The 23,289-nt window shown below is 68.1% G+C and carries 35 protein-coding genes and 1 tRNA gene; 19 read left to right on the top strand and 17 right to left on the bottom strand.

Annotated features, from left to right (window positions below; all coding sequences use genetic code 11):
• Window positions 1–6: 6 nt before the first annotated feature.
• The 4 genes from FA702_RS08025 to FA702_RS08040 all read right to left on the bottom strand — a co-directional run bounded on the left by FA702_RS08025 (window position 7) and on the right by FA702_RS08040 (window position 2,399).
• A tRNA-Lys gene (locus tag FA702_RS08025) sits at window positions 7–82 on the bottom strand.
• Between the two features lie 12 nt (window positions 83–94).
• Window positions 95–616 carry a 2-amino-4-hydroxy-6-hydroxymethyldihydropteridine diphosphokinase gene (gene folK, locus FA702_RS08030; RefSeq protein ID WP_136955721.1) on the bottom strand — a complete coding sequence of 174 codons (522 nt, stop codon included), beginning with the start codon at window positions 614–616 and terminating at the stop codon, window positions 95–97.
• Window positions 613–1,464, bottom strand: coding sequence for an N-carbamoylputrescine amidase (aguB, locus tag FA702_RS08035; RefSeq protein WP_136955722.1), 852 nt, complete (start codon window positions 1,462–1,464; stop codon window positions 613–615). The genes folK and aguB overlap by 4 nt, the downstream gene beginning before the upstream one ends.
• An 83-nt stretch (window positions 1,465–1,547) precedes the next feature.
• The gene (locus tag FA702_RS08040; RefSeq protein ID WP_136955723.1) at window positions 1,548–2,399 is read right to left on the bottom strand and encodes a class I SAM-dependent methyltransferase; all 852 of its coding nucleotides are present in this window, start codon (window positions 2,397–2,399) and stop codon (window positions 1,548–1,550) included.
• Window positions 2,400–2,511: 112 nt separating this feature from the next.
• Here FA702_RS08040 and msrA point away from each other — a divergent pair, with 112 nt between their 5' ends.
• Window positions 2,512–3,039 carry a peptide-methionine (S)-S-oxide reductase MsrA gene (gene msrA, locus FA702_RS08045; protein WP_136955724.1) on the top strand — a complete coding sequence of 176 codons (528 nt, stop codon included), beginning with the start codon at window positions 2,512–2,514 and terminating at the stop codon, window positions 3,037–3,039.
• Between the two features lie 3 nt (window positions 3,040–3,042).
• Here msrA and FA702_RS08050 read toward each other — a convergent pair whose 3' ends face one another.
• Window positions 3,043–4,305: an RsmB/NOP family class I SAM-dependent RNA methyltransferase gene (locus FA702_RS08050; protein ID WP_136955725.1), complete on the bottom strand. Its 1,263-nt coding sequence runs from the start codon at window positions 4,303–4,305 to the stop codon at window positions 3,043–3,045.
• A gap of 28 nt (window positions 4,306–4,333) precedes the next feature.
• Here FA702_RS08050 and FA702_RS08055 point away from each other — a divergent pair, with 28 nt between their 5' ends.
• Window positions 4,334–4,552 carry a DUF1674 domain-containing protein gene (locus FA702_RS08055; RefSeq protein ID WP_370385503.1) on the top strand — a complete coding sequence of 73 codons (219 nt, stop codon included), beginning with the start codon at window positions 4,334–4,336 and terminating at the stop codon, window positions 4,550–4,552.
• A 26-nt stretch (window positions 4,553–4,578) separates the two neighbouring features.
• Here FA702_RS08055 and FA702_RS08060 read toward each other — a convergent pair whose 3' ends face one another.
• The 4 genes from FA702_RS08060 to dksA form a co-directional block, all read right to left on the bottom strand.
• Complete coding sequence (locus FA702_RS08060; protein ID WP_210417605.1) at window positions 4,579–5,010, bottom strand: DUF4112 domain-containing protein; 432 nt, start codon at window positions 5,008–5,010, stop codon at window positions 4,579–4,581.
• Window positions 5,011–5,015: 5 nt separating this feature from the next.
• Complete coding sequence (locus tag FA702_RS08065; RefSeq protein ID WP_136955726.1) at window positions 5,016–6,485, bottom strand: ABC transporter substrate-binding protein; 1,470 nt, start codon at window positions 6,483–6,485, stop codon at window positions 5,016–5,018.
• A gap of 103 nt (window positions 6,486–6,588) precedes the next feature.
• Window positions 6,589–6,957 (bottom strand): PilZ domain-containing protein, encoded by a 369-nt coding sequence (locus FA702_RS08070; protein WP_210417627.1) that lies wholly within the window; start codon window positions 6,955–6,957, stop codon window positions 6,589–6,591.
• 195 nt (window positions 6,958–7,152) lie between these two features.
• Complete coding sequence (gene dksA / locus FA702_RS08075; protein ID WP_124810578.1) at window positions 7,153–7,611, bottom strand: RNA polymerase-binding protein DksA; 459 nt, start codon at window positions 7,609–7,611, stop codon at window positions 7,153–7,155.
• A 306-nt stretch (window positions 7,612–7,917) separates the two neighbouring features.
• On the opposite strand from dksA, the gene FA702_RS08080 reads away from it, so the two are divergent.
• On the top strand, window positions 7,918–8,271 hold the full coding sequence (locus tag FA702_RS08080; RefSeq protein WP_255504763.1) for a hypothetical protein: 354 nt from the start codon (window positions 7,918–7,920) through the stop codon (window positions 8,269–8,271).
• Between the two features lie 42 nt (window positions 8,272–8,313).
• On the opposite strand, the gene FA702_RS08085 is transcribed toward FA702_RS08080, so the two are convergent.
• The 5 genes from FA702_RS08085 to FA702_RS08105 are packed head-to-tail and all read right to left on the bottom strand — an operon-like array spanning window position 8,314 to window position 11,505.
• The gene (locus tag FA702_RS08085; protein WP_136955727.1) at window positions 8,314–9,444 is read right to left on the bottom strand and encodes a GNAT family N-acetyltransferase; all 1,131 of its coding nucleotides are present in this window, start codon (window positions 9,442–9,444) and stop codon (window positions 8,314–8,316) included.
• Window positions 9,441–10,217: a glycerophosphodiester phosphodiesterase family protein gene (locus tag FA702_RS08090; protein ID WP_136955728.1), complete on the bottom strand. Its 777-nt coding sequence runs from the start codon at window positions 10,215–10,217 to the stop codon at window positions 9,441–9,443. The genes FA702_RS08085 and FA702_RS08090 overlap by 4 nt, the downstream gene beginning before the upstream one ends.
• The gene (locus FA702_RS08095) at window positions 10,189–10,656 is read right to left on the bottom strand and encodes a RidA family protein (protein ID WP_136955729.1); all 468 of its coding nucleotides are present in this window, start codon (window positions 10,654–10,656) and stop codon (window positions 10,189–10,191) included. Before FA702_RS08095 ends, FA702_RS08090 begins: the two co-directional genes overlap by 29 nt.
• Window positions 10,649–11,278, bottom strand: coding sequence for an HAD family hydrolase (locus FA702_RS08100; RefSeq protein ID WP_136955730.1), 630 nt, complete (start codon window positions 11,276–11,278; stop codon window positions 10,649–10,651). The genes FA702_RS08095 and FA702_RS08100 overlap by 8 nt, the downstream gene beginning before the upstream one ends.
• On the bottom strand, window positions 11,275–11,505 hold the full coding sequence (locus tag FA702_RS08105) for a DUF3572 domain-containing protein (protein WP_370385504.1): 231 nt from the start codon (window positions 11,503–11,505) through the stop codon (window positions 11,275–11,277). The genes FA702_RS08100 and FA702_RS08105 overlap by 4 nt, the downstream gene beginning before the upstream one ends.
• A gap of 111 nt (window positions 11,506–11,616) precedes the next feature.
• Here FA702_RS08105 and FA702_RS08110 point away from each other — a divergent pair, with 111 nt between their 5' ends.
• Window positions 11,617–11,979: a response regulator gene (locus FA702_RS08110; protein ID WP_136955732.1), complete on the top strand. Its 363-nt coding sequence runs from the start codon at window positions 11,617–11,619 to the stop codon at window positions 11,977–11,979.
• A gap of 10 nt (window positions 11,980–11,989) precedes the next feature.
• Here FA702_RS08110 and FA702_RS08115 read toward each other — a convergent pair whose 3' ends face one another.
• A complete protein-coding gene (locus FA702_RS08115) occupies window positions 11,990–12,610 on the bottom strand; it encodes a Pycsar system effector family protein (protein WP_370385505.1) in 621 nt (206 codons plus the stop codon).
• Window positions 12,611–12,740: 130 nt separating this feature from the next.
• Here FA702_RS08115 and FA702_RS08120 point away from each other — a divergent pair, with 130 nt between their 5' ends.
• Entirely contained in the window at window positions 12,741–12,980 is a 240-nt protein-coding gene (locus FA702_RS08120) for an acyl carrier protein (protein ID WP_136955733.1), read from the top strand.
• An 8-nt stretch (window positions 12,981–12,988) separates the two neighbouring features.
• Complete coding sequence (locus FA702_RS08125) at window positions 12,989–14,188, top strand: aminotransferase class I/II-fold pyridoxal phosphate-dependent enzyme (protein ID WP_136955734.1); 1,200 nt, start codon at window positions 12,989–12,991, stop codon at window positions 14,186–14,188.
• A 51-nt stretch (window positions 14,189–14,239) separates the two neighbouring features.
• On the opposite strand, the gene FA702_RS08130 is transcribed toward FA702_RS08125, so the two are convergent.
• The gene (locus tag FA702_RS08130; RefSeq protein ID WP_124810588.1) at window positions 14,240–14,509 is read right to left on the bottom strand and encodes an usg protein; all 270 of its coding nucleotides are present in this window, start codon (window positions 14,507–14,509) and stop codon (window positions 14,240–14,242) included.
• 125 nt (window positions 14,510–14,634) lie between these two features.
• A complete protein-coding gene (locus FA702_RS08135) occupies window positions 14,635–15,285 on the bottom strand; it encodes a YqaA family protein (protein ID WP_136955735.1) in 651 nt (216 codons plus the stop codon).
• 322 nt (window positions 15,286–15,607) lie between these two features.
• Between FA702_RS08135 and FA702_RS08140 the strand changes: the two genes are divergently transcribed.
• The 13 genes from FA702_RS08140 to FA702_RS08195 all read left to right on the top strand — a co-directional run bounded on the left by FA702_RS08140 (window position 15,608) and on the right by FA702_RS08195 (window position 23,274).
• Entirely contained in the window at window positions 15,608–16,030 is a 423-nt protein-coding gene (locus tag FA702_RS08140) for a hypothetical protein (RefSeq protein ID WP_255504764.1), read from the top strand.
• Entirely contained in the window at window positions 16,020–17,348 is a 1,329-nt protein-coding gene (locus FA702_RS08145; protein WP_136955737.1) for a DNA-packaging protein, read from the top strand. The genes FA702_RS08140 and FA702_RS08145 overlap by 11 nt, the downstream gene beginning before the upstream one ends.
• A 23-nt stretch (window positions 17,349–17,371) precedes the next feature.
• Window positions 17,372–18,538 (top strand): phage portal protein, encoded by a 1,167-nt coding sequence (locus tag FA702_RS08150; protein ID WP_136955738.1) that lies wholly within the window; start codon window positions 17,372–17,374, stop codon window positions 18,536–18,538.
• Window positions 18,535–18,843, top strand: a complete 309-nt coding sequence (locus FA702_RS08155; RefSeq protein WP_136955739.1) for a DUF6127 family protein — start codon at window positions 18,535–18,537, stop codon at window positions 18,841–18,843. Before FA702_RS08150 ends, FA702_RS08155 begins: the two co-directional genes overlap by 4 nt.
• Window positions 18,840–19,259, top strand: coding sequence for an HK97 family phage prohead protease (locus FA702_RS08160; RefSeq protein WP_255504765.1), 420 nt, complete (start codon window positions 18,840–18,842; stop codon window positions 19,257–19,259). Before FA702_RS08155 ends, FA702_RS08160 begins: the two co-directional genes overlap by 4 nt.
• Before the next feature lie 84 nt (window positions 19,260–19,343).
• Complete coding sequence (locus FA702_RS08165) at window positions 19,344–20,498, top strand: phage major capsid protein (RefSeq protein ID WP_136955741.1); 1,155 nt, start codon at window positions 19,344–19,346, stop codon at window positions 20,496–20,498.
• A gap of 136 nt (window positions 20,499–20,634) precedes the next feature.
• The gene (locus FA702_RS08170; RefSeq protein ID WP_136955742.1) at window positions 20,635–21,195 is read left to right on the top strand and encodes a hypothetical protein; all 561 of its coding nucleotides are present in this window, start codon (window positions 20,635–20,637) and stop codon (window positions 21,193–21,195) included.
• The gene (locus tag FA702_RS22765; protein ID WP_168196028.1) at window positions 21,192–21,350 is read left to right on the top strand and encodes a hypothetical protein; all 159 of its coding nucleotides are present in this window, start codon (window positions 21,192–21,194) and stop codon (window positions 21,348–21,350) included. Before FA702_RS08170 ends, FA702_RS22765 begins: the two co-directional genes overlap by 4 nt.
• A gap of 3 nt (window positions 21,351–21,353) precedes the next feature.
• Window positions 21,354–21,749 (top strand): DUF3168 domain-containing protein, encoded by a 396-nt coding sequence (locus FA702_RS08175; protein ID WP_136955743.1) that lies wholly within the window; start codon window positions 21,354–21,356, stop codon window positions 21,747–21,749.
• A 26-nt stretch (window positions 21,750–21,775) separates the two neighbouring features.
• Entirely contained in the window at window positions 21,776–22,183 is a 408-nt protein-coding gene (locus tag FA702_RS08180) for a phage major tail protein, TP901-1 family (RefSeq protein WP_136955744.1), read from the top strand.
• Window positions 22,180–22,494: a gene transfer agent family protein gene (locus FA702_RS08185; protein WP_136955745.1), complete on the top strand. Its 315-nt coding sequence runs from the start codon at window positions 22,180–22,182 to the stop codon at window positions 22,492–22,494. The genes FA702_RS08180 and FA702_RS08185 overlap by 4 nt, the downstream gene beginning before the upstream one ends.
• Entirely contained in the window at window positions 22,491–22,703 is a 213-nt protein-coding gene (locus FA702_RS08190) for a phage tail assembly chaperone (protein WP_136955746.1), read from the top strand. Before FA702_RS08185 ends, FA702_RS08190 begins: the two co-directional genes overlap by 4 nt.
• Window positions 22,696–23,274, top strand: a complete 579-nt coding sequence (locus FA702_RS08195) for a tail tape measure protein (RefSeq protein ID WP_136955747.1) — start codon at window positions 22,696–22,698, stop codon at window positions 23,272–23,274. The genes FA702_RS08190 and FA702_RS08195 overlap by 8 nt, the downstream gene beginning before the upstream one ends.
• Window positions 23,275–23,289: the final 15 nt, after the last annotated feature.

A 23,289-nucleotide genomic window follows, 5' to 3' on the forward strand; every position in this document is an offset into this window, starting at 1 on the left:
CTGGAATGGTGAGCCCTGCTGGATTCGAACCAGCGACCTACTGATTAAAAGTCAGTTGCTCTACCGACTGAGCTAAGGGCCCGACCAAGGCCGATCACCTAGGGCGCGGGGTGCGGCGGGTCAAGCGGGCGTTGTGGTGTTTTATGCGCAGGCCGGTTTCAGGATCGCGCCAGCCGGGGGCGATGGCGGCGGCCGGGGTGAGGACGAACGTCCGCTTGCGGTATTCCGGATGGGGGATGCGTAGCGCGGGCGCGGTGCGTGGTGCCTGGCGCCAGACGCCGCCGCTCCACAGGATCACGTCGAGGTCCAGCGTGCGCGCCCGCCAGCGCTGGCCGCGCCGCACGCGGCCGAAATCGTGCTCGATCCGCTGGAGCAGCAGGAGCAGCGCGGGAGGCATCAGATCGCCCGCCACGATCGCTACCGCGTTGGCATAGCGCCGGCGCGAAGGCCCGAGTGGGGCGCTCACGATCGTACGCGAGACCGCCTCCACCGCCAGCCCCTGCGCCGCGAGCGCGCGCACCGCCGCGCGCAGGACGGCGGCCGGGGCACCATGCCGCGCGTGGCGCACGTTGGACCCCAGCGCGATCAGGTAGCGCTGCGCCGGCGCGGGCGTCACACGTCCTGCGCCAGCCGCGCGTAAAGTTGCGGGCGGCGATCGCGGAAGAAGCCCATTCCGGCGCGATGCTTCGCGGCTTCGGCCAGGTCGATTTCCGCCACGAGCACGCCGGTTTCCTCCGCCCCGTATTCGGCGAGGAAATCGCCCCACTGATCGCTGATGAAGCTGTGCCCGTAGAAGCGCTGTTCGTTCTCTTCGCTGCCGATACGGTTGGCGGCGATCACCGGCATGCAGTTCGACGCGGCATGGCCCAACATCGCCCGGCGCCAGATGCGGCTGGTATCGAAGCTGGCATCATAGGGTTCGGAGCCGATCGCGGTGGGGTAGAACAGCAGTTCCGCCCCCATCAGCGCCATCGCGCGCGCGCATTCGGGATACCACTGGTCCCAGCACACGCCCACGCCGATGCGGGTGCCGAACACATCCCACACCTTGAAGCCGGTATTGCCGGGGCGGAAATAGAACTTCTCCTCGTACCCCGGGCCATCGGGGATATGGCTCTTGCGGTAGATGCCCATGATCTCGCCGTCGGGGCCGATCATGGCGAGGGTGTTGTAGTAGTGATGGCCGTCGCGCTCGAAGAACGAGGTGGGGATGGCGATGCCCAGCGCTTGCGCCAGCTTGCGCATCTCGCGCACCGAGGGATCCTGGTCGAGCGGATAGGCCAGCGCGAAGCGGGCCTCGTCCTCGGTCGTGCAGAAATAGGGGCCAGCGAACAGTTCCGGCGGCAGCACGACTTGCGCGCCGCGCGCGGCGGCCTGTTCCACCAGCGCGGCGACAGCAGCGATGTTCTGCGCTTCGCCGGCATTGAGGGCGAGTTGCAGGGCGGCGACGGTGATCTTGCTCATGGCCGGGGACTTATTGCCCCCGGCCCGGCAATTCAACGGCAAGACCGTGACAAAGCACCGCCAGGGTCAGGACTTTGGGGCGATCAGGGGCGCTTGCGGAACAGCAGCGTCATGCGATCGCTTTCCCCCACGCCAGCAAAGCGCATCCGATCGGCATCCCCCTGCGAGAAGGTGGGCGGAAGCGACCAGACGCCGGCGGGGTGATTCGCGGGGTCCTTGGGGTTGGCGTTGATCTCGCTCTGGCCGACGAGTTCGAAACCGTGCGCTTCGACCATGGCGATCACGTCCTTCTCCCGCAGATAGCCCTTGCTGCCATCGGTGTAGGAGGCGGGAGCATCGGGCCGGGCGCGATGCTGGACAATGCCAAGCAGGCCATCGGCCTTGAGCAGGCGGCGCATCGCCAGCAGATCGGGGTAGAGCCAGCCTCCGCGCCACATGTTGTGCACTTCGCGGAAGATCAGCACGCGATCGACCTTGCCGTCGAGATCGGCGGGCAGGCTGTCGGTGTTGAAGGCGAGGATGCGTTCGGCGGGAACGCCGGTCCACTGCGCGGCCTTCGCGGGGAAAGTTGCGCCAAGGTTGCCGAAGGCCTGCTTCGTGCGTTCGGGCGCATTGGCGACACCGGGATTGAGCCCGATGTACTGGCCCTGCGGCCCAAGGTAAGGCACGAGGACGCGCGTGTACCATCCGCCGGACGGCAGATAGTCCACCACCGTCATGCCCGGCTGCACGCGGAAAAAGCCCAGCGTTTCGGCGGGGTGGCGCCAGATGTCGCGGGCACGGTCGCCATCGCGGCGCGGATCGGCCAGCACCGCCGCCATGGCCGGCGATGTTGCGGCGGGGGCCGGCGTTTCGGCCTGGACGGAGGTCTGGGGAACCAGGCCGGCGACCGCCATGGTCAGGCTGGCGGCAAGGGCTGTCAGGACAGTGCGCACGCGCAAATTCCTCTCTCGGTTGGGATCGCGCGTAAGGTAGCCAAGTGGGAAGCGATGACAAGCGCCGGTCGCATTCCTATCTAGCCTTCAACCAAACAGGAAAGGACAAGCGATGGCCCAGGCCATTTTCGCAGGCGGGTGCTTCTGGTGCACCGAAGCGGTATTTCGGGACGTGATCGGCGTCAGCAACGTGGAAAGCGGCTATATCGGCGGCGCGACGCCGAACCCGACCTACAAGCAGGTCTGTTCGGGCAACACCGGCCACGCCGAAGCCATCCGGGTGACGTTCGATCCCGATGCGATTTCCTACGGGCAATTGCTCGACATCTTCTTCGCCACGCACGATCCGACGCAGCTCAACCGGCAGGGCAACGACATCGGCACGCAGTACCGTTCCGCCGTGTTCCCGCTGGACGAGGAGCAGCAAGCCGAGACCGAGGCGGGAATAGCCCGCGCGCAGGCCGATCGCGCGGAGCCGGTCGTCACCACCATCGAAGGGCCGGCGGAATGGTATCCGGCGGAGGACTACCACCAGGAATACTGGGAAGGCGAAGGGCAGCGCAATCCCTATTGCCTGGCCGTGATCCCGCCCAAGCTGATGAAGCTGCGCAAGAGCTTCGCCAACAAGGTCAAGGCGTAAGCATCAGACCTTGCGCCAGCGGGCGGCGAAGAAGCCATCGATGCCGCCCGCATCGGCCAACATCCCCGGATCGCTGCGCGACCATCCTTCCGGCGTCGGCGCGACGCCGGCGGGAAGCTCCTCGGTCGCGATGGGATCGGGCGCCAGCGCGGTGAAAGCGCGGGCCTGCGCCTCGCCTTCTTCCGGCTCCAGCGAACAGACGGCATAGACCAGCACGCCACCGGGGCGCAGCCATTCTGCGGCGCGCTCCATCATGCTGTGCTGAAGCGCGGCCAGTTCCTCGATTACCGGCAAGCGGTGCAGCACATCGGGATGCCGGCGGCAGGTACCGGTGGCGGTACAAGGCGCGTCGAGCAGGATCGCGTCAAACGGTTCCTCCGGCTGCCAGGCGAGCGCGTCGGCCGCAACGACCTGTGCCTCCAGGCCGGTGCGCTTCAGGTTTTCACGCAGACGATCGAGCCGCCGGGCCGATTTGTCGAGCGCGGTAACCTGCCAGCCGGCAGCCGCCAGTTGCATGGTCTTGCCGCCCGGCGCGGCGCAGAGATCGAGCGCGCGCCGCCCTGCCCCCGGCCCCAGCAGCCTTGCCGGCGCGGTGGCGGCAAGGTCCTGCACCCACCACGCGCCTTCGCCGAACCCCGGTAGCGCTTCCACCGCGCCCGCGCGCGGCAGGCGCACATGGCCGGCCATCAGGGAAACGCCGCCCAGCCGCTCGGCCCATTCGGCCGTGGCATCGGGATCGCGCAGGGTCAGATCGATCGGAGGCGGATCGGCGAGACCGGCGGCGATGGTCCCCACGCGGTCCGGCCATGCGGCCTGCCACCGTGCCTCCGCTTGCACGGGCAGGGTCGGCGCCGCGGGCAGCTTCGCCGACCCCCGGATCACCGCCGAGAACACGCCGTGCGCCAACCGGCGCGGCCCACCCGCAAGCAGCGGCAGACCGGTCGCCACCACGGCATGGGGCGGAAGATCGAGCCGCAGGGCCTGCGCCAGCATCAGCCGCAGCACGGTGCGCGCCTTGGCATCGTCCGGCAGGCGCTGGCGCGTGGCCCCGTCGATCAGGAGATCGAGGTCCTGCATCCAGCGCAGCGTTTCCTGCGTGATCGCCAGAACGAGCGCGCGATCGTCCCCGCGCTCTATGCCGCGCAGGATCGGGGGCGCGATCTGGTCCAGCGGATCGCCCCGGCGCAGCACGGCATCGAGCAGGCGCAGGGCGGCGCGGCGAACCGGCAAGCCGGGCGTATCATCGGGAACGGGGGGACGCGACATCGCGCGCCTATCGCGCGTCCGGCGGCGCTTGGCAATTGAACTCGGCGCCAGGAAGGTCCATCTGGAGCGCATGGACAAGCCCACGCCCCGCGCCACCCAGCGACCGGCCGGTTTCACGCCGCCCGACTACTGGACCAATCCGCCCGTGCCGGAACCGAAGGCAGCCGTTCCGACGGAAGACCCCGACGGGCTCGATCCCACGCGCTTCGGCGACTGGGAAAAGAACGGCATCGCGATCGACTTCTGATCGCCGACGACTGACTGCTGGCGTAATCAGCCTTCGATGATCCGCGTCTGCGGATGATGCCGATCGAGATGCTTGCGGACGATCCGCAGGTTGCGCGTGTTCGAGCGGAACAGGAAATCGAAGGCATCGCCGGCAACCGGCACCGCGCCCAGCAATGCGTCGAACGCGACATTCGCACCCATCCGCAGCAGCTTCCATTTGGGCAGGCCGAGATTGCGCGCTTCCCACACAATCCACGCCCCCATCGCCGCCGTGACGAAATCCCCCACCACCGGTATCAGCCCGGCGAGCGCATCGAGTCCCACCGGCCGGTTGATGCCAGGAATGACGAAGCTGCGTTCGAGCAGGTGCTCCATCAGTTCGATGAGCTGCCGCACCGACGCCGGATCGCGCCCGGTGCCGGGAAGTTCGATGCCCATCCGCACGGGACGGGCGCGGGATCGGGATGCCTGTGCCATCCCCCCTATTTGGGAAGCATGGCCAGCGGCGGCAAGGGATGCCATCCCCAGGGGTTGGGCGCGAAGCCCGTCACGCGGCTGCGCACCAGCGACCAGCGCAGGGGGCGGGCGATGGGGATGTAGCCGTTGACGGCGGTTATTTCCGCTTCGGCCTCCGCCAGCAACGCGGCGCGCTGCTGGGGATCCTTCGCCACGCGTGCGTCATCCAGCCGGGCATCGCCCGCAGCGCTGCACACTGGCCGGCGCGCGGCGCAGGCCAGCTGGTTCAGGAACCACGTAGCGCGGCCATAGCGGGCAACGGAATCAATCAGGCGCAGGTCGGCCGGTGCCGCCTCTCCCACCCGCTGTACCTCGACGCCGATACCGCCGAAGTCGGCGCGCAACCGGTCGAAGACGATCTGCGAGCCCGGACCACGGCCGATGGCGATGCGCAGCACCGGCGGCGGGTTGCCCGCTGCCTTCCAGCGCGCCACGCGCTCCGCCGCCGCCGCCCGGCGCTGGTCGATTCCCATCCCGGCCCAGCGTTCGCCGATCGTGCCGAGATCGCCGGGCGTTTCCGGGGCCACGATCCGCGTTGTCCCCGACCAGCCGCTGACATTGAACGCGCCCAGCAGCGCATCGCGATCGATCGCCATGGCCAGCGCCTCGCGATTGGCCGCCTCGCCCAGATAACCTTGCGCGTTTTCGACCATCAGCCCGAACAGGCCGCTGACGGGATCGATCTGCACGTTGCCGCGCATCAGCCCGCCGACACCGGCGAGAGGCAGGGAATCGATCCGACCGCCCAGCAGCACGTCGATATAGCCATCGTTGAAACGCGCCACGGCCTTTTCGGGCGTTTCCACTTCGACGATCACGGAACGGGCGCGGCGGGCGAAATCCTCCTGCGCCGGCAATCCGCGCTTCGCGGGCGGAATAAGCGAGAGGACCGCGCCTTGCCGGGTGCGCTGCATCGCCATGGGGCCGCCGCCCTGTCGCGCATGGGGAAGGCCGAGTTCGGGCTGCGCCAGCAAGGTCAGCAGATCGGGCAGCGGGCTTTGCAGATCAATCTCGATCACGCGATCGGTCATCACCCGGATCTCGTCGATCGAGGCGAGATCGAGGCCCAGCGGCGATCCGCGCAGGGCGGCCAGCGCGCGCCGCAGCGAAGCGGCGACATCCTCGGCATCGATCCTTGCGCCATCGGGCCAGGTGCCATCGCGCAGGCGGAAGATATAGCTCTGGCCATCGTCGGTCACGATCCAGCGATCGGCCAGTCCCGGCACGACCCGCCCTTCCGCGTCGAATCCCACCAGCCCTTCGACCGTGGCGGCGCGCAGTGTCTGTCCGGCAGGGGAAAGCCGCACGCCCTGCGCCTTGAACGCGTCCGAATCGCCTACCAGGCCAAGCTGGAGCGCGCCGTCGCCGCGCCAGCCACACCCCGATGCCGCAGCGGCAAGGGCAAGGGCCAGGGCGAGGCGTGAAAGACGAGACATTTCAGCACCGGCCTAGCAGATGGCGATCAGGTGGTCAGCGGTGAAAGCCGAGAAATGTGCGCATGGCAGAGAGAGGCCAAACGGCAAGGGACGCGGATAGCGTTCAGATCTTGCGCATCCGGCCACGCTCGTGCGTCGGCAGCGGCGGCCGCACGAAGCGGGGAGTCAGTTCGTCCGATGTCGGACCGGAGGCGGTGGCGCGCACCACCTTGGGATCGATGTCCTCGACGAAGGCAATGCCGAAACGGTTTTCCTGAATCCAGGCGACGACGCCCTCGATCCAGCCCAGATTGCGCAGGTTCACTTCCAGCCGCATCCCGACAACGACGCGGACGTTGCCTTCGGCCATCATCCCGCCGGCCGAAAGGTTGCGCACCTTGACCTTATGTTCGCCATCCACGCCATCAAGACGCAGATCCGCCATGAGGAACAGGCTGTCACGCCCGATCTGACGATGCTCAAGCTCTGTCACGGCGAAACCGATCACCCCTGCAAACCGCCGAAATGCTCCGCAATGGATACCGAGCCGGCACCTTGGACAAATCGCATGATTCTCTCTCCACGTCCTATACGGATGTGGCAAAGAAATCGTTAAAAACGCCCCGATTAACCAAGCAAACGTGCCATTTCCGGACAATTCGCAGGGTCCGGGGCGGAAAGGTTTGACTCACATATCGCGCGAGATTTTTTCCCGGCGTTCATGCGCTTCCTGCGCCTCGACCGTCATCGTCGCGATCGGACGGGCGATCAGGCGCCCCAGGCCGATCGGCTCGCCGGTCACCTCGCAGAAGCCGTATTCCCCTTCGTCGATCCGGCGCATCGCGGAATCGATCTTGGCGATCAGCTTGCGCTGGCGATCGCGCGTGCGCAGTTCGATGCCCCAGTCGGTCTCGCTCGAGGCGCGATCGTTGAGATCGGGTTCGCGCAACGGCCCGTCCTGCAACGCCGAAAGCGTGCCGGCCGACGCGGACAGGATCGACTTCTTCCATTCAAGCAACAGGCGGCGGAAATAATCGAGCTGCGCCTCGCCCATATAGGGTTCGTCATCACTGGGAACGTAATCACCCGGCATGGCCCGGCGAGCCTTGGCCAGAACGTCAATCTCGTCACTCAAAACGCCAGCCATCCGGCCCTCCAGATAAACGCCTTCCGACCCGACCGGCAATCGCCGCGACGCATCGCGCGTTCCCGGTTTGTGGCGCCCTATAGGAGCCGCCCCGAACCGGCACAAGCCATTCCATGCGGGGGATGGAACAAGGAAGTTGAAGCCCGGCAGAACGCCAAGACTTCAAAAATCGCCGTTTTGGCGAGGTTTTCCGGAAACGCTTCCCCCCGCTGTTAACCATTTGTTGACCAAACTCGGTGACTGTCTGACACGCCGGGACCCGTGAAAGGCCCGGATAGCTTGGTTTTCAACCGGGGGTATTGGTAAATGGGACAAGCCTGGATCAAACTGGTCGCCGATGACGCGGCCATGACGTACGCCGAGAATGCCGACCTGCACGAAGGCGCCGACCTTCTGGTGGCAACCTGCCTGGCCGCCGCCGCGCAGGGCGACACCAATGCGCTGTTCGACCTTGGGGTGGCCTTTTCGACGGGCAGCCACGGGGTGGAATGCGATCTGATCGAAGCGCACAAGTGGTTCAACCTTGCCGCCGTGGGTGGCCATGACGATGCCGCGCAGTGCCGCGCCGACATCGCCGAGGAAATGACCGCGCGCGAGATCGCCGAAGCGCAGCGTCGTGCGCGCGAATGGATCCGCGCCTCCAGCCGCCGCGCCGCCTGACCTAACTTTCAACGGGTCTATCGGCCGGCACGCGCCGGACGGCTATCCTTTTCTGAACGGCGTATGTTCGCCCAGCGTGAGCTGGTCCTGCGCCACGCCTTGCCGTTCCCGTTCGAGAAAATCGGCGACGGCGGCCCGAAATCCCGGGTCCACGATGTAGTGGGCCGACCATGTGCGCACCGGCTCGTAGCCGCGCGCCAGCTTGTGCTGGCCCTGCGCCCCCGCCTCCACCCTGCCGAGGCCCAGCGCGATCGCCGCGTCGATCGCCTGATAATAGCACAGCTCGAAGTGCAGGAACGGCCTGTCGACGATCGCGCCCCAGTACCGGCCGTAGAGCGCGTCCGCGCCAATGAAATTGAGCGCGCCGGCCACGGCCTGCCCGTCCAGGAAGGCCAGCACCAGCAGCACCCGATCGGCCATGCGATCGCCCATCAGATCGAACGCCTGCCGGGTCAGATAAGGCCGCCCCCACTTGCGCGCGCCGGTATCCTGATAGAACTGCCAGAAGGCGTCCCAGTGTTCGGGCCGCAACGCGTCGCCGGTCAGTGCCCGGATCTCCACGCCCTGCTGCGCCGCCGCCCGTTCCTTGCGGATGTCCTTGCGCTTGCGCGACGACAGCGCGGCCAGGAAATCGTCGAACGAGGCATAGCCCCGGTTCTCCCAATGGAACTGGATGTCGGAGCGCAACAGCCAGCCCGCCTCCTCGAACAGCGGCAACTGGGCCGGTTCGATGAACGTGGCGTGGGCGGACGACAGCTCGTTGCTTTCGCACAGGCGCTTCGCCACGCGCAGCAGCGACGACGCAAGATCGGGCCGGTCCCCCAGCAGCAGGCGCGGCCCGGTGGCGGGGGTGAACGGCACGCTGATCTGGAGCTTGGGATAGTAGTTCCCGCCCGCCCGCTGCCAGGCATCGGCCCAGCTGTGATCGAACACGTACTCGCCCTGGCTGTGCGCCTTGAGATAGGCGGGCATCGCCGCCACCGCCCGGCCGCCCTCGTCCTCGATCACCACCGGCAGCGGCGACCAGCCACTGCGCCCGCCGACGCTGCCCGATTCCTCCAGCAGCGAAAGGAACGTGTGCCCGGTAAACGGATTGCCGCCGCCCGCCAGCCGGTCCCAGTCTTCGGCCGCGATCGCGCCGACAGAGTGATGGATGCGCGCGGTGACGCTCACGACAGGCCCGCGCCCTCCGCAATCGGGGCGTCGGCATGGGCAGACGCCTTTTCCGCGAGTTCCGGCGAGCGCACCGTCCAGGTGAGCACCGGCAGGCCCCGGCGGCGCTGCAACGCGGCGAAGCGGCTGGGCAGATCGCGCACGTCATAGGCCAGGAATTGCGGCTTGCCATGCCACAGCGCCAGATGCCGGCGCGCGCGCGCGAACAGGGTGCGGCGCCCTTCCTCGGTCACGACAAGGCCATGGACGATGTGCGGGGAATAGCGGCGGAACCACGCCGGCACGCGCGGATCGAAGCTCATCACCGCGACATCGCCGCGATAGCCTTCCAGCACCCGGCGGACCGCCAGACACAACGGCGCCACGCGCAGATCGCGGCGCGACTTGATCTCGATCAGCAGCGGCGCGCGCCCGGCGACCAGATCGAGCATCTGGCGCAAGGTGGGAATCCGCTCCCCTTCGGCGCCGCTCAGCGCGATCGCGCCAAGCTGGGTGGAACTGTGGTCGATGATCGCGCCGCTGGCGTCGGTGAGGCGATCGAGATCCCAGTCATGGAACACCATCGCCTGGCCATCGCTGGTGCGCTGCACATCGCATTCGATCCCCAGCCCGCGCTCGATGGCGAGCGCGAAGGCGGCGAGCGAGTTTTCCGGCACGCCCGCGCGGTGCAACCCGCGATGGGCATAGACGCGCCCGCGCAGCCAGCCGACCCGTTCCGCCGGCGGAACGGGGACGAGCCAGCGGTCAAGCAGGGCGAACAGCAAATACAGCATCGACTTCCACGGCCGCGCCCAGCGGCAGAACGGGAACGCCAACCGCGCTGCGCGCGTGGCGGCCGATGTCTCCGAACACGGCGACCATCAGTTCGGACGCGCCGTTGGCGACCTTCGGCTGGTCGGTGAACGTCCCGGCGGAGTTGATGAACGCGCCCAGCCTGACGACGCGCTCCACGCGATCGAGCGAACCCAGCGCCGCCTTGACCTGCGCCAGCAGCATCAGGCCGCAAGCCTGCGCCGCGGCCACGCCCTGTTCCAGCGACACGTCCTCGCCCAGCCGCCCGGTGACCAGCTTGCCATCGACGAACGGCAACTGGCCCGACACGTGCAGCAAGCCCCCGACCTCGACCGTCGGCACATAGGCCGCGACCGGCGCGGCGGCCTGCGGAAGCGCGAAGCCCAGGTCGGCGATCTTCGCGGCAACGGTATCAGTCATCATTCGCTCCATGAATTTGCGCCATCAGCCAGGGCAGCGCGGCGGACCATTCGTCGATCCGGGCATGGGCATGCCCCTGCTGATGCGCACAGTCGATATGGGGGGCCAGCATAGGCTCTCCGCACAAGTGCAGCCGCGCGACATGCGGCGCGAGTTCCGCGACCGACCCGTGGTGTTGTGGCAGATCGTCGATGAATACCGCGCGTTCCGGTCGGTATTCGTCGAGAATCGCCTTGAGCGCCGGCCCCTTGGGTCCGGTATTGGTGAAAACCCGCGCATGGATGCCCACATCACGCAACTGCCGCGCGCGATCCTCGCGCCGGTGATCGCCCAGGTTGGTGAGGATCACGACGTCGGCGTGTTCGGCCAGCGCGTTGACCCCCTCCACCGCGCCTGCGATCGGCTGCTGGCGGTACATTTCGGTATCGAAGAACAGGTTGAGCAGGCGCCAGATCTCGGCCGGTTCCACATACCCGCCATCGGCATAGCGCATGGCCTTGCCGAAATCGTTGCTCTGCATGGCGAAGTCGATGCCGTGCCGTTCGGCCAGCCATTCCTTGTAGGGAGCGACCATGTGCAGCAGCACTTCATCGCAATCGCTGATGATCAGCGGGCGGCTCATCTCAATTTCTCCCGGATCGCGGCAAGGGCCTCGGGTGCAATGTCGAGTGCTTCCGCCGCCGCGACAAGGTCCGATTCATGGTTGGCGAGAAAATCCATCACCGCGCCCAGCACGCTGGAGTCACCCAGCCCGGCGCGCAGGGATTCGGGCGTCAGCCCCGTCAGCGCCAGAAACCGGTCGGCCCGGCCGCCATCCGCCAGCACCCAGCCGAGCGCCTGCAAGGCCACCGTCTGCGCATCTGAAACCGGGGCGGGTTCACGAATGATTGTCAGGGCCTTTCCGGGTCAATAGAGGGTCAACGGCGCAGCCGGCTTCCGGCGCTCGCACCCGAGGGCTCAGTGGCAAAAAGAATTCTGGTTGTCGAGGACAACGACCTCAATCGCAAGCTGTTCTGCGACCTGCTGAAGGCCAACGGCTTCACGGTCGAACCCGTAGCCGACGGGCGCGAGGCGATCGAGCGGACCCGCCTGTTCGTCCCCAACCTCGTCATCATGGACATCCAGCTGCCCAACGTTTCGGGCCTGGAACTGATCGAGGCGCTGAAAGGCGACCCCGAACTGCGCACGATCCCGGTGCTGGCCGTGACCGCCTATGCCGGAAAGGGTGACGAGGAACGCATCCGCGAAGCCGGTGCCGAAGGCTATCTGGCCAAGCCAGTATCGATCGGCCCGTTCATGGCGGCGGTGAACAAGCTGGTGTGAGCCTACCCTCCTAGGAGGGCATGTAGGCGCGCAGGTGCTCGATCGCGAAGGTCACGACGGTCAGGCACAGGCCGACCATGAACACACGATAGGCATAGCCGAGGAAGCGGTACTTCTTGCGCTGGAGCACCTGGCCGTTCTGGTAGATATCGCGCAGCATCGTGCGGAACACGGTTTCATCGGCGTGCAGTTCATCAAGCACGCTGTCGATCCACTCGTCTTCCGGAACCTGCGTGAAATAGCCGAAGAACAGTTTGTTGGGCAATGATGGACCAGCCTTGCCCCTGCCCTGCCCGCCGATCGAGGGCAGCACGGCGAACACCGCGCACATCGCGGAAATGAACGCGGACAGCGCCAGCACGCCCAGCGACCATGGCATCGTTCCGCTTTTCGCCTGCCCGACCGCGATGGTGAACACAAGGAAGGTGGCCCCCATCAGCAGCGAAGCCTTGGCATCCGCCATCTGGCTGAGCGTAAGGTTCATCTGCTGCGAGGTGCGCACGAGGTGAATGGCGTGGTTGGAGAAGCCCGAAGGCGACAGCGGCGAAGGCGTGGCGCGAGCCAGCCGCGCTGTGCCGCTATCGCCTGCTCCCTCGGACGCACCCGCTGATGGTGGCGACGGCTGGTTCAACGCATTTCCCCCCGGTACGGCATCGCGGCTGGGGATGACACAGGTCGGTCCGGCTTGACAAGCGGACCGCGTGGCCGCTTTTCAGCCGCAATCGTCTGGCAGGGGGCTTGCCCCACAGTGGAGAATACCGATGGACCGCGCCGCAACCGCCAACCGGATCGCCGAGCTGATCGAGCCGTTCAACAAGAAGGGCATCGCGATCGCCGAGGGGACGACCTTTGCCGGCGACCTTGAATGGGACAGCCTGACGGTGATGGACTTCGTGGCGGCCATCGAGGACGAATTCGACATCATCATCAGCATGAACCAGCAGGCCGAGATCGAAACCTACGGCCAGCTGATCGATGCCGTGACCAAACTGCAAGGCTGACGCGCCAAATGACCGATCTGTTCAGCAAGTTCGACCCGCTGATCGAACAGCGCCGCGCCCTTCTCGCCGGCGGGGTGGAAGACCCGTTCAACCTGGTGATGGAACGCGTGCTTTCGCCCACCGTCGCGGTGTGCAACGGGCGCGAGACGATCCTGCTCGGCACCTACAACTACATGGGCATGACGTTCGATCCCGACGTGATCCTGGCGGGCAAGCAGGCGCTGGACGATTTCGGTTCGGGCACCACCGGCAGCCGCGTGCTGAACGGCACGTATGCCGGGCACCGCGCCGTGGAGGACGCGCTCAAGGAATTCTACGGGATGGAGCACGCCATGGTGTTCTCCACCGGATACCAGGCGAACCTGGGGATCATCAGCACCATCGCCGGCAAGGGCGACTACATCGTGCTCGACATCGACAGCCACGCCTCCATCTGGGACGGCTGCAAGATGGGCGACGCCGAAGTGGTGCCGTTCAAGCACAACGACATCGTGGCCATGGAAAAGCGCCTGAAGCGCATCCCCGAAGGCGCGGGCAAGCTGGTGGTGCTGGAAGGCGTCTATTCGATGCTGGGCGACATCGCCCCGCTGAAGGAGATGATCGCCGTCGCCAAGGAAAACGGCGCGATGGTGCTGGTGGACGAGGCGCATTCGATGGGCTTCATCGGCCCCAATGGGCGCGGCGTGGCCGAAGAGCAGGGCGTGCTGGACGACGTGGACTTCGTGATCGGCACGTTCTCCAAGTCGGTCGGCACCGTCGGCGGCTTCTGCGTTTCCAACCACCCCAAGTTCGAGATCCTGCGGCTGGTCTGCCGCCCCTATGTCTTCACCGCCAGCCTGCCGCCGAGCGTGGTCCACACCGCGGCGACATCGATCCGCAAGCTGATGCACGCGGGCAACAAGCGCGCGCACCTGTGGGAAAATTCGCGCACGCTGCACAAGGGCCTGCGCGACCGGGGCTTCCAGCTTGGCACCGAGGAGCCGCAAAGCGCAATCATCTCGGTCATCATGCCCGACCTGGAACGCGGCGCGGGCATGTGGGAAGCGCTGCTCCACGAAGGGCTGTACGTGAACCTGGCGCGGCCGCCGGCAACGCCCGCCGGGATGACGCTGCTGCGCTGTTCGCTGTGCGCGGAGCACACCGCGGAACAGGTGCAGACGATCATCGGCATGTTCGAACGCGCGGGCAGGAAAGCCGGAATCATCTGACCGTGATGGCTGGCCGGAGGATATTCCGGCCAGCCGGTTGGTGCCATTCCGTCAGTGCAGCCGGATCTCGCCGTCCACCGCCCGCCATTCGCTGGGGCGGATCAGATGGTTGTGCGCCACGCGGACCGAATGGATCACCGCCTCGATATCGCGCCGCCAGAAGTCGAGGAACCGTTTCAGTTCCGGGAACCGGGGTGCGACGTCGTAGCGCTGCAGGACGAATTCCTGCAGCAGGCTGGGATGATCGGGCATGTAGTAATGGATCTGCCAGGTGGCCAGCCCGTAACCGGCCAACTGAAGCCGAAAGTCGCTGTCTTCCATAGTCCTCCTTCCCCCTCGCTGGTGAAGAAATACCGGGAAGCAGCATGCTCCTTCATGGTTAACGGACCGTCAACGGGGTCCGTGGCACTTTTTTGTGCATTGCAACAAACAGGAACGCGTGCGGTTCAGGCGCTGGCGGTGACCGACTGCATCGTGGCGCCGCTGCATTCGTCGGCGCCCTTCTGCCCGTGCCCGCCCAGCATCGCGGCGGCGACGAAGCCGGCCAGGATCAGCGCGATGAACCCGATCACGGCAAAGCCGAGATAGCGATCGATCCACGCCTTGATCGGCGCGCCGAACAGGCGGAACAGCACGCCCACGATCATGAAGCCGATGCTGCGCGAGATCAGGCTGGCGAGCAGGAACTTGCCGATCGGCATACCGATGAAGCCGGCGGTGATGGTGATCAGCTTGAACGGGATTGGCGTGGCGCCCTTGGCGATGATCGCGAGGAAGCCCGCCTCGCCCCGCAGCTTGCATGCGGCATAGGGGAAGCTCTGCGTCAGGTGCAGCGCGGACAGCAGCTGTTCGCCCACGCTGGCGAACAGGAAATGGCCGATCGCATAGCCCAGCATCCCGCCGATGACCGAGGCAATCACAGTGATCGCGGCGAAGCGGACCGCCTTCTTCGGTTCGGCCAGGCACATCAGCCCCAGCAGCGGATGCGGCGGGATCGGGAAGAAGCTGGCCTCGACGAACGCGAACAGGGCAAGCCACCATTCGGCACGCGGATGCGAGGCCTTGGCCATGGTCCAGTCATAGAGGCGGCGAAGCATGGGCAAGGCATCCGTTAACGCGGCTGAGTATCGCGCGGGTGCTTAGGGCAGCGGGCGGCAAAGTGCCATAGGCGGAATATCCGGCCCGCAGTTCGGCCTTGACAACGTGACGCTAAATGAGTACATAACAGGAACATCGTGAAAGACCGAGTCGCCCGCCCCCCGTGGTGACCGGCGCGAAACCTTCCCCAGATACGGATATTTCATGTCAGCCAGATCAACGGGCGCGTCCCCGACGCGTGCCGCAAAACCGCGTGCGGGCGAAACGTCCACGCGACGGGGACCCGCGCCGCCGCGCTGGGTCAAACCGTTCCTGGCCGCATTGGCCGATACATCCAACGTCGCCGCCGCCGCGCGCAAGGCCAAGATCGACACCTCGGCCGCCTACCAGCGCCGCCGCAACGATGCCGAGTTCAACCGCCAGTGGCAGATCGCGCTGTGCGAGGGGTACGACAACCTGGAAATGGAACTGCTGCACCGGCTGCGCACCGGCGAAGTGAAGCCGCCCCCCGGCGCGAAACGGGCGGCGCGATCGTTCGACAACGCCACCGCGTTCCGTCTGCTGGCCGCCCACCGCGAAAGCGCGGCGCGCCAGCGCGCCGTCCGCGATCAGGTGAGCGCCGCCGACATCCGCGCCTCGATCGACCGCAAAGTCGAGGAACTGCGCCAGCGCGTGATGGCGGCGAAGGCCGCGCGCGGGGCGGTGACAGCGGGGACAACGAAGGAAACCGGCAATGCCGGCTGACCGGCTGGATTTCCTGCGCGACGACCAGGACGGCCTCGGCGCGGACATCGGCGAGGCCTTCGATCAAAGCGAAAGGGACGAATGGCACTGGAACTGGCCGCTGTGGGCGCGCACCGCGCAACTGCCGCCCGAGGGCGACTGGCGCGTCTGGCTGGTGATGGCCGGGCGCGGCTTCGGCAAGACCCGCGCCGGCGCGGAATGGGTGCGGACCATCGCCGAGGCCGATCACGAGGCCCGCATCGCGCTGGTGGGCGCTTCGTTGCACGAGGCGCGGGCGGTGATGGTCGAGGGCGAAAGCGGGGTGATGGCGGTGTGTCCGCCGCACCGCCGCCCGCGCTTCGAGCCATCGCTGCGGCGCGTGATCTGGCCCAACGGCGCGCAGGCGATGCTCTATTCGGCGGGCGAGCCGGAATCGCTGCGCGGACCGCAGCACAGCCACGCCTGGTGCGACGAAATCGCCAAATGGGATGACGGCCAAGCGCAGGCCCGGCGCAGCTGGGACAACCTGCTGCTGGGCCTGCGGCTGGGCACCGCTCCGCGCATCGTAGCGACCACCACGCCGCGCGCGGTGCCGCTGGTGCGCCGCCTGCTGGAGCAGGCCGCCAGCGATGCCGACGTGACGGTGACGCGCGGCGGCACGCGGGAGAACATCGCGCATCTGCCCACGCGGTTCATCGCCGACGTCGAGCGCGAATTCGGCGGCACGCTGCTGGGCCGGCAGGAACTGGACGGCGAACTGATCGAGGACCTGCCCGGCGCGCTGTGGACGCGCGCGTTGCTGGAACGGTGCCGCGATGGCGCAGTGCCGCCGATGACCCGCGTGGTCGTGGGCGTCGATCCCCCGGCCAGCGCGCGGGGTGATGCCTGCGGGATCGTGGTCTGCGGACTGGGCGAAGACCGGATCGCGCGCGTGCTGGCCGATGCCTCGATCGAGCAAGCCAGCCCCGAACGCTGGGCCGGCGCGGTGCGCGATGCCGCGCGGGCATGGGCGGCGGACCGGGTGGTGGCCGAAGCCAACCAGGGCGGCGAAATGGTGGGCGCGGTGCTGTGCGCGGCCAATGCCACCCTGCCGCTGCGGCTGGTCCATGCCAGCCGGGGCAAGGTGGCGCGCGCCGAGCCAGTCGCCGCGCTCTACGAATCCGGGCGCGTGCGCCATGCCGGTATGTTCGCCCGGCTGGAGGACGAACTGTGCGGGCTGATGCCGGGCGGTTCCTACCAGGGGCCCGGACGATCGCCCGACCGGGCGGACGCCTGCGTCTGGGCGCTGACCGAACTGATGCTGGGCCGCGCGGGCGAACCGCGCGTGTGGTTCGACTGACATTTCCGACAGAAAGGCCGTTCATGTCCTTTTTTCAATCGCTTGCCGCCGCCTTCAAGGGCGAGCCGGTGACGCCGCGCGCGCCCTTGGGGCGCAGCTTCGTCTCGCCCTGGGTGGAAGCCTTCGAAGCACGCGGCACCGCCGGCACGCGAATGCCGATCCATTATCCGGCCGCGATCCGCGAAGCCTATCTGCGCAACCCCGTGGCGCAGCGCGCGGTGCGGCTGGTGGCCGAAGGGGTGGGCAGCGCTCCGGTGCGCGCCTCCCACCCCGCACTCGCCGCGCTGATCGCGGCGACGAGCGCGGGGCAGGCGCTGCTGGAAACGCTGGCCAGCCAGTTGCTGCTGCACGGCAACGGCTATGTGCAGGTGCTGCGCGACGCCGAAGGCAATCCCGCCGAACTGTTTGCGCTGCGCCCGGAGCGGGTGACGATCGTGCCCGACGCGGCGGGGTGGCCGGCGGCGTTCCTCTACAAGGTGGGTGAACGATCGCTGACGATCGACGCGGTGGACGACCTGGGCCTGCCCAACCTGATCCATATCCGCAGCTACCATCCCGGCGACGATCATTACGGAGCGGGCTGCCTCGAAGCGGCGGACGAGGCAGTGGCGCTGCACAACGCGGCGGCGCGGTGGAACCGGGCGCTGCTGGAAAACGCGGCGCGGCCATCGGGTGCACTGGTCTATGATCCGGGCGAGCCGGGCGCGGCACTTTCCGCCGACCAGTTCGAGCGTATCCGCGCAGAATTGGCGAACGCCTTTTCCGGGCAGGCCAATGCCGGGCGGCCGATGCTGCTGGAAGGCGGCCTGAAATGGCAGGCGATAGCGCTGACTCCGGCGGACATGGACTTCGCCACGCTGAAAGCCGCCGCCGCGCGCGACATTGCGCTGGCGTTCGGCGTGCCGCCGATGCTGATCGGCCTGCCGGGCGACAGCACCTATGCCAATTATCGCGAGGCCAACCGCGCGCTGTGGCGGCTGACGCTGCTGCCGCTGGCCGCCAAGATCCTCGACGCGCTGGGCGAAGGGCTGGCGCCGTGGTTCGCGGACGCCAGCCTGGCGGTCGACGTGGACGGGATTCCGGCGCTGTCCGAGGATCGCGAACGGTTGTGGTCGCAGGTGAGCGCTGCCGATTTCCTGTCCGCCGACGAAAAGCGCGCGATGCTGGGTATCGCCCCGGTGCAGCCGTGATGCGCGAGGAGATGCTGGCGCGGCTGATCGCGCAGGCGGAAGCCGAAGGATCGGATCTGGTGACGCTGCGCGCCGTGGTGGAAGAAGCCTGCGACCTGGGCGCGGCGCGCGTGCTGGAGCGGATGGGCCTGGCCGACGAGACCGCGCACGCCGACCTGATCGAGCTGCGGCAACTGCTGCAAGCCTGGCGCGACGCCAAGACAAGCGCATGGCAGGCCGTGGTGGACTGGGCCGTCCGCGCCGTGCTGGCACTGCTGCTGGTGGGGATCGTGGTGCGGCTTGGCCTGTGGGACATGATCCGGTGAGTGCCCCGCAAGCGCCGCTGCGCTTTGCCGGCTATGCCGCGATCTTCGACAAGCGCGACAGCGGCGGTGACGTGATCCGGCAAGGCGCCTTCGCCCGCAGCCTGACGCAACGCGCAGAGCGGGGCGAGCGGCTGCCGCTTTATTGGCAGCACCGCCCCGACCGCCGGATCGGCTGGATCGACGCCGCCATCGAGGACCATCGCGGCCTGCGCGTGACCGGCACGATCGACGCGTCGGCCGGGTTGCCAGCACGGGCGCTGGTCACCCGCGCCGTGAACGGCCTGTCGTTCGGCTACCGCGTGACGGCGGGCCATGCCACGCCGGACGGGCGCGAACTGCACGCGGTGGACATTCTGGAAGTCAGCCTCGTCTCCCGCCCGATGCAGCCATCGGCGCGCGTGCATCTGGCCGGCTGAGCCGCCCCCCTTTTCTTCCTGCCCTGTTTCTTCGGGCCGCCTTTTCGGGCGGCCTCATTCCCCGCCGAAAGGACGTTCGACCCCATGGACATCGAAGCACCCGCCCCCATCGAAACCAAGAACGACGCCTTCGACGCCTCGTTCGACATCGTTGCCCGTCAGGACGCGCAGGACGAGGCGCTGGCCGCGGTCCGTACCGACATCGAGGAGGTGAAAGGCCGGCTCGACAAGGTCGGCCGCGCCGCGATCCGCCCGCTGCTGGCCGGCGGATCGCCCACCGGCACGGAGATGAAGGGCTTCGTCGACGGCTATCTGCGCCATGGCCGCGAGAGCGAACTCAAATCGCTGTCGCAGGGCGTGGCGGCCGATGGCGGCTATGCCGTACCGCGCGAGATCGACGAGGTGCTGGCGAAGCGGCTGGCCGAAATCAGCCCGATTCGGTCGATCGCCTCGGTCGTCCGCACCGGCACCAGCGGGTTCCGCCGGCTGATCTCGATCGGCGGCACGGCATCGGGCTGGGTTTCCGAAACCGCCGCGCGGCCCGAGACCGCCAGCCCCAAACTGGCCGAGATCGCGCCGCCGTGGGGCGAACTCTACGCCAACCCGTCCGCCACGCAGGCCATGCTCGATGACGCCGCGTTCGACGTGGCGGAGTGGCTGGCTGGCGAGATCGCCACCGAGTTCGCGCGGGCCGAGGGCGCGGCCTTCATCAACGGCAGCGGCACCAACCAGCCCAAGGGCTTCCTGACCGGCGCGACGAGCACCGCGGGCGATGCCGCGCGGACCTTCGGCACGCTCCAGCACATCGGATCGGGCGCGGCGGCAGGGTTCGACACCAGCCCCGAAGCCAAGCTGATCGACATGGTCTTCGCGCTCAAGGCCCCGCTGCGGCAGGGTTCGGTCTGGGTGATGAATTCGACCACGATGGCCACGGTGCGCAAGTTCAAGAGCGCCGACGGCGCGTTCCTGTGGCAGCCGGGGATCGCCGAGGGCCAGCCCAACCGCCTGCTGGGCTACCCGGTGATCGAGGCGGAGGACATGCCCGACGTGGCCGCCGGCGCGCTGCCGATCGCCTTCGGCAACTTCCAGGCGGGCTACCTGATCGCCGAGCGCAACCAGACCACGATCCTGCGCGATCCCTACAGCAACAAGCCCTACGTCCAGTTCTACGCCACCAAGCGCGTGGGCGGGCAGCTGCTCGACAGCGACGCGATCAAGCTGCTGAAGATCACCACCTGATCGCGGACACCCGCATGGCTTCCGGCGCGATTCCCCTCCCCTGGCGCGCCGGCACTGGCGCCCGCGATCGGTCTCCCCCCCTTCCGATCGCGGGCGTCCCTTCCGCCCTTCCCGACGAACAATCCCGGAGATTGCCATGATGCGGGCCATCGTCACGCCGCCCGTGCTTTCGCCGGCGGCGCTTTCCGACCTGAAGGCGTGGCTGGGCATTTCCACCAGCACCGACGACGCGGAGCTGACCGCTCTCCTGATGACCGCGCTGGAACTTTGCGAAGGCTTCACCGGCACGATGCCGCTGACGGCAACCTGCGAGGACACGGTGCCCGCCTGCGGCGCATGGCAGGTGCTCTCCGCCCGCCCCGTGCAGGCGATCACCGGCGTGTGGATGCTGGCGGTGGACGGAACCCGCACCGCGCTGGAGGCCGGGGCTTATGCCATCGATATCAGCGCGGACGGCACCGGTAAGGTGCGCCTGCGCGCGCCCGGCGATCCGGCGCGGGCGGTGGTGCGCTATACCGCCGGGCTGGCCGGCGAGTGGACCGCGCTGCCCGACGCGCTGCGCCATGGCGTGATCCGCCTTGCCGCGTATCACCACCGCGAACGCGATGACACGGGCGGCGGGAAAACCGCGCCGGTGGCACCACCGGCGGCCGTCGCCGCACTGTGGCGTCCCTGGCGGCGGATGCGTCTGTCGTGATCGCAGCACAGGCCGACTTCGCCGGCCTTCTCGCGCGGCTGACGCGCAAGGCCGAAGCGATCGCGCAGGCCCGCGCGGCGCAGCGCGCCGAGGGGACATCGCCCCGGCGCTGGCGCTCCGCCCACCTGCTGTGGCCGCTGTTCGGACAGGAGTAAGCCATGGAAACCCCCTTTCGCGCGGTGCTGCTGGCCTGGCTGGCGGCGGACCCGGCGCTGGCGAGCGCGCTCAACGCCATCGTCGAGGAGGCGCCGCTGCGCGCGGCGCTGCCCTGGCTGGCGCTGACCGCCAGCGCCAGCACCGACTGGAGCACCAAGGACGCCACCGGGCGCGAAGTGCGCGTGGCGCTGGAGCTCAACTATCGCGGGGACGATCCGCTGTCGGACAGCGGGCTGATCGCCGCAATCGAGCGGCGGGTGGAGAGCCTGCCGGCCGACCAGTCCGCCGCCGGCTTCCGCATCGCAAGCCTGCTGTTCCTGCGCGCCCGCGCCGAGCAGCGCGGCGAGGCCTTGCGCGCCCTGCGCCTAGAATACCGGGCGCGCCTGCTGGCCGCCTGACCCCCTCATTCCCAAGGAGACCCGACATGGCAGCCCAGAAGGGAAGCGCCTTCCTGTTGAAGATCAGCGATGGCGCGCCGACGCCGACCTACAACACCGTGGCCGGCCTGCGCACCACGCAGATGTCGATCAACGGCGAAACGGTGGTCATCACCAACAAGGATTCGGGCGGCTGGCGTGAACTGCTGTCCGGCGCGGGCACACGTTCGGTCACGGTCAGCGCGGCCGGCATCTTCCTGGGCAGCACGGCCGAAGCACAGGTCCGCGCCAACGCCCTGTCCGGCACGATCGCCGACTACGAGCTGTCGTTCGAGGGCGGCGAGAAGATGCACGGCCGCTTCCTGGTACAGCGGCTCGACTATTCGGGCGATTTCAACGGCGAGCGCAACTACACGATGACGCTGGAAAGCTCCGGCGCGGTCGCCCCGGCGTGAGCGACCAGGCCAACCCCCATCGCGGCGAAACCACGCTGGTGCTGGACGGGGTGTCACACGCGCTGCGCCCCAGCTTCGCCGCTCTGACCGGGGCCGAGGAGGAACTGGGGCCGCTGTTCGCGCTGGTCGAGCGGGCGGGCGCGGGGGAACTGCGCCTTGCCGAAATGGTCGCCCTGTTCTGGCACTGCCTGAAGCGGCGCGAAGGCCTTGCCCGCGATGCCTTCGCCGAAGCCGTCTGCGCCGAAGGCCTTGCCGCCTGCACCGCGCCGCTGCGCGCGCTGCTAGTGCAGATCCTGCGCGGCAGGGCATGAGCGCCGATCCCGCCGAAGCGCGCTTCGGACCCGGCGCGGCGCGCCTTTCGGGCCATGCCGCGCTGCTGCTGGGGTGGTCGCCCGACACGTTCTGGACCGCCACGCCGGAGGAACTCGCCACCGTGCTGGCCGCCTTCGCACCGGTCGAGGCTGGCGGCATCGACCGCGCCGGACTCAACGCCATGATGGAGCGCGATTGCGATGGATGATCTGGATTCGCTGGTAATCGACGTGCGCGCCAATACCGCCGGCTTCACCGCCGACATCGGCCAGATGCGCAACAACTTCGATTCGGTGCTGGTCGATGGCTTTTCGCGCGCCGGGGATACGCTGGAACGCGGCTTGCTGGGCGCGATCCGGCGCGGCAGCCTGGGCTTCGAGGACTTGCGCCGCACCGCGCTGAACGTGGTGGGCGATATCGCCGCGCAAGCTGTCCGCAACGGGCTGGGATCGATCGCCGGTGGCGGCGGAACCGATGCCGGCGGCGGCATCCCGGGCCTTGGCAGCCTGATCGGATCGCTGTTCGGCCTGCCAGGCCGCGCGACCGGCGGGCCGGTGGCGCCCGGACGCGGCTATGTGGTGGGCGAACGCGGGCCGGAACTGTTCGTGCCGACGTCCGCCGGGCGCGTCGAAAGCGGCGGCGGCGGCGGCGGGGGCGGGCGCAACGTCAACGTCTCGATCCGCGTGGTCTCCCCGGCGGGGAGCAGCCATCCCGAAAGCCTGCGCCGGTCCAGCCGCCAGGTGGCGCAGGCGGTCCGCCGCGCGCTGACCGACTATTGACCTCGCCCGCCACGG

The sequence above is a fragment of the Novosphingobium sp. EMRT-2 genome (assembly GCF_005145025.1).
In the GTDB taxonomy this organism is placed as follows: domain Bacteria; phylum Pseudomonadota; class Alphaproteobacteria; order Sphingomonadales; family Sphingomonadaceae; genus Novosphingobium.